The 13,104-nt window shown below is 44.0% G+C and carries 10 protein-coding genes and 1 tRNA gene; 4 read left to right on the top strand and 7 right to left on the bottom strand.

What is annotated here, in order from left to right:
- Window positions 1-387 precede the first annotated feature (387 nt).
- The gene (locus V7K25_RS18190) at window positions 388-2,394 is read left to right on the top strand and encodes a zinc metalloprotease HtpX (protein WP_335159923.1); all 2,007 of its coding nucleotides are present in this window, start codon (window positions 388-390) and stop codon (window positions 2,392-2,394) included.
- A gap of 311 nt (window positions 2,395-2,705) precedes the next feature.
- Here V7K25_RS18190 and V7K25_RS18185 read toward each other — a convergent pair whose 3' ends face one another.
- Entirely contained in the window at window positions 2,706-3,119 is a 414-nt protein-coding gene (locus V7K25_RS18185; RefSeq protein ID WP_335159922.1) for a hypothetical protein, read from the bottom strand.
- Window positions 3,120-3,134: 15 nt separating this feature from the next.
- Window positions 3,135-5,429: a PAS domain-containing hybrid sensor histidine kinase/response regulator gene (locus tag V7K25_RS18180; RefSeq protein WP_335159921.1), complete on the bottom strand. Its 2,295-nt coding sequence runs from the start codon at window positions 5,427-5,429 to the stop codon at window positions 3,135-3,137.
- Between the two features lie 286 nt (window positions 5,430-5,715).
- Here V7K25_RS18180 and V7K25_RS18175 point away from each other — a divergent pair, with 286 nt between their 5' ends.
- Window positions 5,716-7,185, top strand: coding sequence for an aldehyde dehydrogenase family protein (locus V7K25_RS18175; protein WP_335159920.1), 1,470 nt, complete (start codon window positions 5,716-5,718; stop codon window positions 7,183-7,185).
- A 147-nt stretch (window positions 7,186-7,332) separates the two neighbouring features.
- Window positions 7,333-8,529, top strand: coding sequence for a transporter substrate-binding domain-containing protein (locus tag V7K25_RS18170; protein WP_335159919.1), 1,197 nt, complete (start codon window positions 7,333-7,335; stop codon window positions 8,527-8,529).
- Window positions 8,530-8,954: 425 nt separating this feature from the next.
- On the opposite strand, the gene mazG is transcribed toward V7K25_RS18170, so the two are convergent.
- Window positions 8,955-9,782, bottom strand: coding sequence for a nucleoside triphosphate pyrophosphohydrolase (gene mazG, locus V7K25_RS18165; RefSeq protein ID WP_335159918.1), 828 nt, complete (start codon window positions 9,780-9,782; stop codon window positions 8,955-8,957).
- A gap of 3 nt (window positions 9,783-9,785) precedes the next feature.
- A complete protein-coding gene (locus V7K25_RS18160; RefSeq protein ID WP_335159917.1) occupies window positions 9,786-10,406 on the bottom strand; it encodes a metal-binding protein in 621 nt (206 codons plus the stop codon).
- 119 nt (window positions 10,407-10,525) lie between these two features.
- Here V7K25_RS18160 and V7K25_RS18155 point away from each other — a divergent pair.
- A tRNA-Val gene (locus tag V7K25_RS18155) sits at window positions 10,526-10,598 on the top strand.
- A gap of 151 nt (window positions 10,599-10,749) precedes the next feature.
- Here the strand turns inward: V7K25_RS18155 and V7K25_RS18150 are convergent.
- The 3 genes from V7K25_RS18150 to V7K25_RS18140 all read right to left on the bottom strand — a co-directional run.
- On the bottom strand, window positions 10,750-11,184 hold the full coding sequence (locus tag V7K25_RS18150; RefSeq protein ID WP_335159916.1) for a hypothetical protein: 435 nt from the start codon (window positions 11,182-11,184) through the stop codon (window positions 10,750-10,752).
- 115 nt (window positions 11,185-11,299) lie between these two features.
- A complete protein-coding gene (locus V7K25_RS18145; protein WP_335159915.1) occupies window positions 11,300-11,884 on the bottom strand; it encodes a Uma2 family endonuclease in 585 nt (194 codons plus the stop codon).
- 86 nt (window positions 11,885-11,970) lie between these two features.
- On the bottom strand, window positions 11,971-13,104 hold a 1,134-nt coding region (locus V7K25_RS18140), incomplete at its 5' end, for an eIF2A-related protein (protein WP_442948098.1).

The following is a 13,104-nucleotide window of genomic DNA, read 5'->3' as shown; positions in this document are numbered from 1 at the left end:
CCTTATCTTATCAATGTCAGTTCATCATTGCTTATCGTCTTCCCCCAATCGGGTGAACCATTTGGGTAATCAATGATTACTCTGATCGGGTGAAGCAAAACTTGGTTCAAAACATTTATTCTGTGATTATCGAACACAGACAAATTAAAGGTACTAAACTTACAGCAACAAGATTATATTAAGTATTACTACAGAGATTATTTGAAAGTCTTAAAAATGATTTATGCGTACCGGAGGCTAGAAAGACATCGTAATGTATGTTTCTCTAGCCTTTTCCTTAAGTAAATAATTTATACTGCATTTGAATTTTTACGAAATTGTGATGACGATCGCTGGATCTATTGAGTATTGATGGATCAAATACCACTCCTATACTAAGGAGATTCTATGTCATTGCAATCTGGATTAGATGCCTTAAAACAAAAACGTTATCAAGAAGCGGTTGAATTACTAGAACAATTTTGCCGCGATTGCGTTGATGGCCGCGCCAACGCCTCCGGCGAAAGTGATTCTTCAGATTATCTTTCAGCACAGATGTGGCTAATAAAAGCCTATCAAGCCACAGGCGAAATCGAAAAAGCCAAGATTCTGTGTCAAAAGTTAATGATGAGTGAAGACCCACAGACTCGTAGTTGGGCAGAACAAGCTAGTCAATCCTTCCGGCAAACGCCATCTAACGCCAGCCAAAAAGCTGGTCGCGCCGTTGCTACTGGGATGAAATTAACAATGGGGGGTGTGGGTGGTAGTTTAGCGTTAGCTTCTGGTGTCACCATGACCTTGCTGTTTGGCATGGTCTTCGCTTTAGGTTTGAGTTTAGTATTTATTTTGGGTAGCGACAATCCCCAGCAAGGGCTAGCGATCGCTATTGGTATTACCCTAGTTTTTAATATCGCCGCCTTTTTCTTGTCTCCATTTCTCATGGACTTAACCCAAAGCTGGCTTTACCAAACTCGCTGGGTAGAGTTAGCAGAAGTTGAAACCCTCAGTCCAGAGACGGCTAAAGTTATTCGCCAAGTCTGTGAACAGAAAAAGCTGAAAGCGCCCCGTTTGGGAATCATTAACGACCAAAACCCCACAGCTTTTACTTATGGTTCATTGCCTAACAGCGCCCGTTTAGTCGTCAGTCAGGGACTTTTCACTTATCTGGATGACGACGAAATTGCTACCGTCTACGCCCATGAATTGGGGCACATCGTCCACTGGGACTTTGCAGTGATGACAGTAGCTTCTACCTTAGTGCAAATTTGCTACCTGATTTACAGCACAGCTAGAAGATTTGGGCGTGGTGGCGATAGCAAAATTAAAGATGCTATGCAAACTGCTGCCTTAGCTGCCTACGTGTTTTATGTCATTGGTACTTATTTACTGCTGTACCTCTCTCGCACACGAGAATACTTTGCTGACCACTTTGCAGCCGAAAGTACAGGTAATCCCAATGGATTATCTCGCGCTTTGGTGAAGATTGCCTACGGGATATTAGAAGAAGGTTCACGGACACAAGAACCCAGCCGTTTAATTGAAGGGACTCGCGCCTTGGGTATCTATGACCATAAAGCCGCCGCTTCCACAGGAACCGCTTACCGCATTGCATCCGATACTCAAAAAGTTGGTCGCGTCTTTTTGTGGGATATGTTTAACCCTTGGGGCTGGTGGATGGAATTAAATTCTACTCATCCATTGACAGGTAAACGAGTTCGTGCATTAAGCACCTATGCAGAACAGTTGGGTTTAGCGACTGAGTTCGATATGGGGCGAGTTATTGGAGAAGGCAAAACTCTGAGTAAGAGTAGGCTTTACAGTAACTTCTTTTTAGATGTTGTGCTGTATGGTGCTGAAACTATAGGTTTCTTAGTTGGCTTGGTAATAGGTGTGATTTTATTGTCAAGTTCGCCAAACACAGGTTTAGTATTGGGTGCGCCACTAATTGGCTTAGGGATCGGAATTCTCATCAAAGCTTTGGTAATGTTCCCCGACTACAAGCAAGCACCGGAAACCGATATTCTCACCCTGATGTCAGACCCTTATGCCAGTCCATTGCGTGGACAACCTGCAAAACTTAAAGGTCAACTAATTGGTCGTGGCGATGCTGGTTATAAATTTGGTTCCGATTTAAAAATTCAGGATCGTAGCGGAATGCTTTATCTGCATTACGCCTCACGTTTTGGCCCTATCGGCAATTTTTTGTTTGGCATGAAGCGAGTCAAAAGCTTGATTGGTGAACAAGTTGGAGCGGTGGGTTGGTTCCGTCGGGGTGTTGCACCTTGGATGGATTTGATTCAACTCCAAAGTGAAAATGGCACAATTGTTAACAGTTACCATCGCTTTTGGTCATTCATCCTTGGCAGTGGATCGATTATCCTGGGAATGGTCTTGATTATGTTCTTGAGCAGCTAGCTGAGTTTCTAGCCTGCTGTTAAAGCATTTCTCAGTCCATCCAAGCTTTAATTTGTCGGGAGGTAGTTAGTAACTGCCTCCTCTTTTTAATGCAACTTAATAAATCAAACCAATTCACGAATACCCTGATACGCATAGATTTTTCGTAGGGGAATGGCATTCATTGCCATGCCCCTCAATACGGTTCGGTTAAGGCAAGAGACGCTATAAATCGCCGTCTTTACAATAATCAGTCTTTTGTAGAGACGGCGATTTATCGCGTCTTGGCGATTAGCGGCATGTCATCAAAAAACCTTATCTGACCCGTATTCCTATGCCCCTACTGGGGTTAGGTCATTTGTTTGATTAGCGATCGCATTTGCTATATCGGCGACAGCATTTACTATATCAGCGATCGCATTTGCTATATCAGCAACAGCATTTGCTATATCGGCGACAACATTTGCTATATCAGCGACAACATTTGCTATATCAGCGACAGCATTTGCTATATCAGCAACAGCATTTGCTATATCGGCGACAGCATTTGCTATATCAGCGACAACATTTGCTATATCAGCGACAACATTTGCTATATCAGCAACAGCATTTGCTATATCAGCAACAGCATTTGCTATATCAGCAACAACATTTGCTATATCAGCGACAACATTTGCTATATCGGCGACACCATTTGCTATATCAGCGACACCATTTGCTATATCAGTGATCGCATTTGCTACCAAAAACTTACTTATGCATTAAACTTGTTGGCTGCTTTTAACCAAGTTCGCCACCACTCTCACCAACTTATCTGGCTCAATTGGCTTGGATAGATGAATGTGGAATCCAGCTTCCAGAGCCAGCTTTGACTCTTCATCTCTTGCAAAGGCCGTCAGTGCTACAGCTGGAATTTTTTTTCCAAGAGCTGCTTCGCTGATTCGCACTTTGCGAATCAGCGCATAACCATCTTCATCTGGCATTCCGATATCACTGACTAAAACATCTGGCTTTAATACTACCAGCGCTTCTAAAGCTTCAGCTACTGAGCTAACCGATGTTACCTCTGCTCCAGACTTTTGCAGAATAAAGGAAACTAACTCACGAGTATCGGGACTATCATCTACAACAAGTATTTGCAAACCTATCAGTGCTGAAAGATTATCGGTTTTTACTTCACTCTCTTTAATTTGCTGCCCTTGTAGCAATTCTATAGTCGGTAACAACACTGTAAATGTTGCTCCCCGTCCTTCCCCTTCGCTAGCTGCGTGGACTGTGCCTGAGTGCATTTCTACTATGTAGCGCACAATTGACAGTCCCAGCCCCAAACCACCCTCTGCTCTAGTAGTTGTGCTATCAGCTTGACGAAAGCGCTCAAATATAAAGGGTAGAAAGTCAGCACTAATTCCCTTACCTGTATCTGAAACAGTTATTTGGGCATTTGAGTTTACTTGCTTTAGATGTACCTCAACTCGCCCTCCACTCGGTGTAAATTTCACAGCGTTAGAGAGCAAATTCCAGACCACTTGTTGCAGGCGCTCTGAATCACCCATAACCTCACCAACTGAGGAATCAAGGTTAGATTCAATTTGAATATCCTTAATTTCAGATGTGGGATATATAGCTTCAATGGCTGCGTTAATTACAAGTACCAGGTCAACTTTACGGAGATTTAAGCGGATTTTACCTTGGATAATGCGGGAAACATCCAGAATATCTTCAATTAATTTTCTCTGAAGTTGAGCATTCCGCTCGATTGTTGCCAGTGCCTTAAAGGTACTTGCCTCGTCCAATTTTCGATTACGGATTATTTGAACCCAACCCAGCATAGAGTTGAGAGGTGTCCGAAGTTCGTGAGAAACGATCGCTAAAAATTCGTCTTTAATTCGGTTAGCTTCCTGGGCTTGGCGATAAAGCTGTGCATTTTCAATGGCGGAGGCTGCACGTTGGGCAAGTTCTTCAGCCATTGCCAGGTCTACCATAGTGTAATGCCGTCCTGGTAGGGCAGATGCAAATATAATTGTCCCCAGCTTGCGTTCACGCACCATCAAAGGCACAGTCATCTGAGACTTAAGTTGGAGTTCGTGCAGCAGACTCAGGTGTTCCTGGTTTGATGCATTTCTCTGTAATGAAGACTCAAGAATGTTTGTAGCCAGTTCTGACTTACCACTTCGTAAAACCTTCGCAGGCCCATAATCAGCATTAACAGGAATTGGATAGCGTTGTCGCAATTCTCTTACTAGTGCTTCTTTTTGGGGTTCAGATGCAGCTATTACTGGGTTATTGAAAACCGCCAAATTATTTTCAACGACATCTACAATACACCAATCGGCTAGGGTAGGCACTGCCAATTGCGCGACGCTGGTTAAAGTGGTACGGTACTCTAAAGAAGATGCCAGTACACGACTTGCTTCAGCTAAAAAATTAGAACGCCTCTGTGCTTCTTGGGCTGCAATCCGGGCGGCTTGTTCACTGGTAAATAATCGTTCACGTTCCGACTCTAAATGCTTACGCTTGGTAATGTCGCGCATTAGCCAGCGCAGAGCAACTGCCTTACCTTGCTCGTTACGGACGGTAACTACTGTCAAAGCAACATCAAAACAGATTTTTTCTCGTGGTTGTAAACATACTTCCCATTCCCCGCCCCGGTCGAGATGCTGCAACTGAATTAGGTAATTAAAAAAATGTTGATGATCTGCTCTGGCGATGAAAGTAAGTAGCGGTTTGCCAACCAAAAATCGCTGTAAAACATTGAGGTGTATGGTAGCGGCACGGTTAGCTTCAAGGATAATCCCATTCGTATCAGTTACCAAATAACCATCAGGCGCAAAATCAAATAATTCTTGGTAGCGCCGACGCTCTTTTTCAACTACCATTCGTGTTGCTTGTAGTTCCTCAGAGGCGATTTTCAGTTCTTCCAAAGTAACTTTAAGCTCTTCAAACGCTTCAGCTGTTAGCTCTTGTTGCGAGTACGGCTCATTTGCAGTACTTTGCAATAATCCCGTCACCCGTGAGCTAAATGTCTCTATTTGTTGACTAAAATCGTCTACATTCATGTTGCTCACTTTGCTAACACTAAAACGCGCACGCCATAGAAAAAATCAAGCAATTATAAGGCCAACTGTACGCTAAAAACTGCTCTTAAAACTATTGCTCAAAAGGTAGAGGTTTGTTTTGACAACGCGAGTTCTACAAAGTGAGTTAGACACAATATCTTTGTCTCAACCTCTAACTACCATTTTAAGATAAAGAATTCATAAAGAAATCCACCTACAGGGTTGTACAGCAACAAACATAATAGGTAGATTTAAGAAAATTTTTTTATAGCTTAAGGAGGGCCTGATGGTTACAGCAGCAGTACCAGGACAACAGGTTAAAATTGGCCCAACCCAATTGTTGATCAATAATGAGTGGGTAAATAGTCTCAGCGATCGCCGATTTGAAACCATCAACCCAGCTACAGGCGAGGTAATCTGTGAAGTCTCAGAAGCAGACGCCCCGGATGTAGACAAAGCAGTAGAAGCAGCCCGTGCTGGTTTCACAAGTGGAGAATGGAGAAAGATATCTGCCACCCGTCGCGGCGAGTTGCTTTACAAGCTAGCTGACTTAATTGAGCAGAACATCGATGAGTTGGCGCGGCTAGAAACTCTCGACAACGGTAAGCCATTACAAGATTCATTCGGTGACTTGGGGTTTGTCATCGCTTGCTATCGTTATTATGCAGGCTGGGCAGACAAAGTACAAGGTAAAACTATTCCGATTAACGGCCCATACTTCTGCTACACTCGCCATGAACCTGTGGGTGTAGTTGGTCAAATTATCCCGTGGAATTTTCCCCTGGTGATGCAGGCATGGAAATTAGCACCGGCTTTGGCAACTGGTAATACAGTAGTTTTGAAAACAGCAGAACAAACACCATTATCAGCGTTACGGGTTGGTGAATTAATTATTGAAGCTGGTTTTCCCCCTGGTGTGGTGAACATCTTATCAGGATATGGGCCAACCGCCGGGGCTGCGATCGCTCATCATAGAGATATTGACAAAGTGGCATTTACTGGTTCGACTGAAGTCGGTCATCTAATTATGGAAGCAGCCGCTAAAAGTAACCTGAAGCGCGTCACTTTGGAACTTGGTGGTAAAAGTCCTAACATCGTCTTTGCTGATGCCGATATGGAAAAGGCGATCGCAGGTTCTCACAATGCCATATTCTTTAACCAAGGGCAATGCTGCTGTGCTGGTTCGCGGTTGTTTGTCGAAGAAAAATGCTATGACGAGTTCGTTGCTAGAACTGTAGAAAGGGCAAAAGCGCGGGTTGTCGGTAATCCTTTCGATGCCAACACAGAACAAGGGCCGCAAGTAGACAAAAACCAATTTGAGCGAGTGATGAGCTATATCGAATCTGGAATGCGCGAAGGGGCCCAAATGCTATGTGGTGGTAATCGAGTCGGCGACAAAGGTTATTTTATCGCCCCCACAGTCTTTGCCGATGTCCGCGATGACATGAAAATTGCTCAAGAGGAAATCTTTGGCCCAGTGATGAGCATCATCAAGTTTAAAGATATTGATGAAGTAATTCAACGAGCGAATGCCACAAAGTACGGACTAGCAGCCGCAGTATGGACTCAGGATATTAATAAAGTACATGCGATCGCTAACAATCTCCGGGCTGGTACAGTGTGGGTAAACTGTTACGACGTATTCGATGCTGCTGCACCCTTCGGTGGATTCAAGCAATCTGGTATTGGTCGAGAACTCGGCGAATATGGTTTGCAGCAATATACCGAAATTAAGACCGTTACCATCAAATTGTAGAAATGTAGAGACGTAGCACTCCTACGTCTCTACAAGGGTTCATTCCCCTAAACCTGAAAAAATTGTTGTTAGGGGGATGATGAACGTGATATTTGATATGGGGTGGGCATGATAAATAGATTTGCATACAACCCCTAGAAAATTCTGATGATGAATGCGATCGCTACTAAATTTCGCCAAATTATAGCTGGGAGAAAAAGCCCGATAGGCAGATATGACCGTAAAAACAAAACCAGGCATTCCTTAGCACTGTATACCTGCATAGGATTAGTAATAGTAAGCGGGATTCTGGCATTATTGTTAATGACATCCCCAGGACTGGCCCAAAAACCACAACTCCAACAACCGTTATTAGTAGCTACACGAGTTATACCGCCCTTTGTGATACAAGACAAAGGTAAATTATCGGGATTCAGTATCGACCTCTGGCGCAGTATCGCTAACCAAATAGGTGTAGAGTCTAAATTTATTGAATATTCTTCTGTGCCGGAACTGCTTTCTGCTATTAAAGACAACAAAGCTAATTTAGGGATTGCAGCTATCTCCATTACAGCCGAACGCCAGCAGAATTTTGATTTCTCATTACCTATATTGGCTGGGGGGCTGCAAATTATGGTACGAAACTCAGAAAGCAACAACAGTGCCTTCCCAAATATTTTGCAATTATTTTTCTCTACTAGCCTCTTGCAGATAATAGGCGTTGCCCTAGTGTTAATTGTCGTAGCAGCCCATATTATTTGGTTATCTGAGCGCCATCATCAAGATGGGATGATTCCCAAATCATACTTTCCTGGCATTTTCAAAGCTTGTTGGTGGGCAGCTGCCACATTAGCAACCCAAGCTGATGAAATGCCCAAGGGAGTAATAGGACGGCTAGTAGGTATTGTCTGGATGTTTATCGGAGTACTTTTTGTTGCCTACTTTACAGCCAGCGCTACTACCTCATTGACAGTACAACAGCTTCAGGGCGATATCAAGACTATAGACGATTTACCCGGCAAAGTAGTGGCTACAACAGCCGGTAGCACAGCCGCTGCATATCTGCGAGAACATAAGATTTCAGTTTTAGAAGTTAGCAAAATTGAGCAAGCTTACAATGCTTTGCAAACAAAAAAAGCTGATGCTGTGGTGTTTGATGCACCTGTACTTCTGTTCTATGCAGCCAACGAAGGCAAAGGGAAAGTACAGATTGTTGGCAGTATCTTGCGTGAAGAAAGCTACGGCATCATTTTGCCTAACAACAGTCTTTACCGCAAACCAATTAATCAGGGTCTGCTAAGTCTCAAAGAAAATGGTACTTATCAATCGCTATACGATCAGTGGTTCGGTGCGGAAAAAGCTTGAAGAAGGTAGTGGGGAGTGGTGTCTAACGTAAGCGTCCCGCAAGGAACTGAAGTTCCTTGCTAATAGCGAAAGTCATCTAAAGATGACTAATATCATGTCCGCTTAATTACCCGTAATAAAAGAACCCCACCCCCAACCCCTCCCCGCCTGCTCTTAGGGGAGACAAAGCACAGCTTTGGCGGGGTGGGGTTCTTCGGGTTTAATAAATAATCAAGCGGACATGATATAAAATATAGCCAAAAATCTTTAGTCTACTTCAGTAGACTTTAGCTAAAAGCCAAAGAACTTTAGTTCCAGGCGGGCGAAGAAGCTAACAGTTAAACTATTTCTACTATTTCTACGCTTTTGTTGACACTTGTGGGAGCAGAGCAAGCAGGGGAAGAATATAACTATTAATTATTGACCAATCCCCCATTCCCCACTCCCTACTCCCCACTCCCCTCTTTAGCAAGTTGAGCTTTTGCCTGTTGCCATAACTTTTCTAATTCATTCAAACTGTAATCAGAAAGGGGGCGATCAACAACTGCCTCCATTTTTTCTAATCGCTGGACAAATCGTTGATTTGTGCCTTGCAAAGCGGCGCTGGGGTCAAGATTATGCCAACGGGCTAGCTGAATCACTGCAAATAGTAAATCGCCTAATTCTGCTTCTTGGCGTTCTGGTGTTTCTTCAGCTAAAGCCTGTTGAAACTCCCCCAACTCCTCATGAAATTTATCCCAAACACCTTGAATATTTTCCCATTCAAATCCGATCGCCGCAGCCTTTTGGGAAATCTTCATTGCCGCCGTCAGTGGGGGAAGGGTGCGCCCATAACGAGCAAGTTTAGCACTAAGTTTTTGCGCCTCTGGAGATGCTTCGCCTTTCTCCGCAGCTTTAATCTGCTCCCAATTTTGCCGCACCTCATCCACACTTGCCACCGACACATCACCAAACACATGGGGATGACGGCGAATCAACTTTTGGGAAATTCCCTGAGTTATTTCTTTGAGGGAAAATTGCCCAGATTCGCTAGCGATTTGGGCTTGCAATACCACCTGTAATAATAAATCGCCTAACTCCTCTGCGATCGCACCTTTATCTCCACTCTTAATTGCATCCACCACCTCATAAGCTTCCTCAATTACATAAGGTGTGAGCGTTTCAGGAGTTTGAGCCAAATCCCAAGGACAACCACCATCAGGCGATCGCAATTTCGCCACCACCTCAATTAACTCCTGCAACGCCGCCAAAGTATCAACATTGTCATTTGTCATTTGTCATTTGTCCTTTGTCGTTCTACCGTTGCTCTTTCTGCTAACTGTAGCTCGACGACTACCGCGAGTTGTAACTTTCCGCTTCTTAATTTTGCCACTAGGAAGCAACCCCCGAATGCCCTGTTTTTGAAAGCGCTTATAAGCTGAACCGCCCCAATCGCTGAGAGAATGACTCATCGCACCGAGTTCTAAACCCAAAAACAGGGCGATATATTCAGTATTGTATTGTAAGAGCGATCGCCCCACAGTTTGTCCCAAATCTTGCCAAGTAAAGCTTAGATTCCATAGCCTTTGGGCAATTGCCAAAACGAAAATTGCCAAAATAGCAAGCAAACACCCCAGATAAAGTATCCGCAAAATCGTGCCAATAATCGGCCCGTGGGATAAAAAAGAACGATGCCGCAGACTTTTTTGATAAGGTAGCCAAATCCAGCGCAAGAAACCCCAGCGTTGAAATTGCACAGAGTAAATATCCAAATCGGGGCCAAACATCAGCCCGCCAAAGATAAACCCGCCTGCAACTAACAAAGTCGCATTGCTACTGCGAGTTTGCCAAAAAGTAACGCCCGCCACGAACGGCAGAGCATACATAGTAATGCGATCGTGCGTCCGACCAGAGGGCATTCTAAATCCTGAGTGCTGAGTAACTGAATACTGAGTCAGTATAAGAGAAAAAAAGATTTTCTTGAAACTAGTAGCGCAATGGGAAATGTTTTGCTATATTAGTTAAGGATTAGTCAAACGGGCGGTTAGCTCAGTTGGTAGAGCGCCTGCCTTACAAGCAGGATGTCATCAGTTCGAGTCTGGTACTGCCCATCCTCAATGTATATTCGGAAAAGCCGCCACTTGGCGGCTTTTTGTGACTTTACCCATAACTTTGCCGCAACGGCAAGCTTATGCTTCCAATAAAGGGTGGCAAGGTTATGGTTCCAGTTTTGTCGGCTGTTATAGGTAAAACCATAACAGCTTATAAACCAAACTCACGCCGTGCATCATTAAAAGCAGCGCGGACTTGTTTATATCTAAAACACCCCGGATTTGGCATTAATTCACAAACGCGACCTTCTGTGGGATAAACACCCTGAGAATTAAGGCTAAGGAAAATCTCTCTAACTTCGCTGCAAAGTTTTTCTATGCTTTTGAGACAGCAAGCTTTATTGTAATTACGACATTTAGCAGAAATAGCACTACACAAATCTGGAAAGTGTCTAGAAATAGTTCTATTGTGATGACCTAAACGCTTTCCAACTTCTTCCATTGTTGGTGGTGGTTCTTTATTACCTGCAAGTATTGCTAATAAAGCATCTCTTACTTGATATTGGTCGAAAATTTTTGGAGATACTCTTGGTTTGCGACTGAAGGGTGCGGCTCGATTGAAATTCCAAGAATTCAATAAACTCAATGACTTTATTTTGTTGTTCGGGGGGGGAGTTGTTGGATTTTTTGAATGGCTATTTCTAGGGTTAGCATATTGGGCAATAGGTAGAAGGGAATGGGTAATAGGTAATGCTTTGATTTTATTCCCCATTCCCTGGTTCAAGGGTTAAACCGCGATAGACTTGTTCAATAGGGAAATTAAGGTTAATGCTTTTGAGTTCGATTATGTCGCCTGCTTTATAGTTGATAATCAACCAGTCGCCTGCGTGGTTTTTGTGATATAGGTCGATTTCGATGCTGGTGGAACTGACTAGTAAATAATCGATTAAGGCTGGGTTTTGGCGGTACATTCGGAATTTGCCACCGCGATCGTAGGCTTCGGTGCTGGCGGAGAGGACTTCGACAATGAGGCAGGGGTAGGTAATATATTGGGTTGTGGTTTTATCGCGATCGTCGCAGGTAACGCTTGCATCTGGGTAGGTATAGTTATTACTGCCAAAGATATTGACTTTGACATCAGAATTTCCGGTGATGCAACCTGTATTTTCTAAGTGGCTGTCGAACATGGCGGTGAAGCGGATGGCGATACGGCCGTGATTGACGCTGCCGCCGCTCATGGCGTAAACTTCGCCGTTGATATACTCGTGCTTTTCCAGTTGGGTTGCTTCCCAGGCAAAGTATTCTTCTGGGGTTAAGTTTGTGGGTTTGTCTTTAGCTGCGATCATTGTGGGGAAACTCCTGGATTGGATCTATTTCGTTTATTTCATATTGATACAGAACAAGGGGATAAGAGTATTAAATGCCTAATTCCCTAATTCTGTAACTTTTTAATCTCTGCATCTGTAAACGGATTCTTCCCCGCCCGTAAATCTTTCACCCAGCGTTGCCGTTGTGCTTTACTATCTTTATCTTCAGTCTGGGCGATGTATGCTTCAAAGTCTTCAATTGCTCCTTGATAGTTGCCTGTTAGCGCCCTAGCCAACCCACGACTATCACGAATATTGCCATTTTCAGGTGCAAGTGTAACGGCTTTTTCACAGGCAAATATGACATCAGTAGCTTGTTTGTATAAGCTACCGTATCGGCAAAGTGAGTTCCAAGATTCGGTAGAGATTTCAACTTTTGGATCTAAATTTAGAGCTTTGGTATAATCAGCAAGTGCTTCCTTTACCTTGCCTTCTTGGACAATTCTCTCTCCTTCACTAATCAAGCGTTCAGCCTTGCCTTTGTTGACAAACTCTTTTGCTGTCGCCTGGGAATCAAACTTTAATTTATTATCCCACTGCTGGGCTTTGCCAAACTTTTCAACAGCGCCATTAATATCATCATTTCGCGCTAACTTCTCACCTTGGATGACTAACACTGTCGCCCCTTGCGCTAACTGCGATGGAGTTTGGCATGATTGCAACTCTTCTAAAACTTCAGGATGGGCAACCAGGTAATTATTGACCAAGTTGCAACCACTGTTTAATAAATTATCGAAATTCAAATCCCATAAAATCACAGTCTTGTCATCACTGCCAGAAGCCAGTGTCTTGCCATCGGGGCTGAATCCGACGCTAATGACCGAACTGCTATGCCCAGTCAGGGTTTTGATGGCTTTGCCCGTGCTGACATCCCAGAGTTTGATCGTCTTGTCAAAACTGCCAGAAGCCAGTGTCTTGCCATCGGGGCTGAATCCGACGCTATTGACCGAACTGCTATGCCCAGTCAGGGTTCTGATGGCTTTGCCTGTGCTGACATCCCAGAGTTTGATCGTGTTGTCACCACTGCCAGAAGCCAGTGTCTTGCCATCGGGGCTGAATCCGACGCTAATGACCGAATTGCTATGCCCAGTCAGGGTTTTGATGGCTTTGCCTGTGCTGACATCCCAGAGTCTGATCGTGTTGTCATCACTGCCAGAAGCCAGTGTCTTGCCATCGGGGCTGAATCCGACGCCCCAGAC

The organism is Nostoc sp. (assembly GCF_036919495.1).
Taxonomy (GTDB): Bacteria; Cyanobacteriota; Cyanobacteriia; order Cyanobacteriales; family Nostocaceae; genus Nostoc.
The sequence above is the reverse complement of the archived record's forward strand: the minus strand, read 5'-3'. Positions and strand labels throughout refer to the sequence as shown.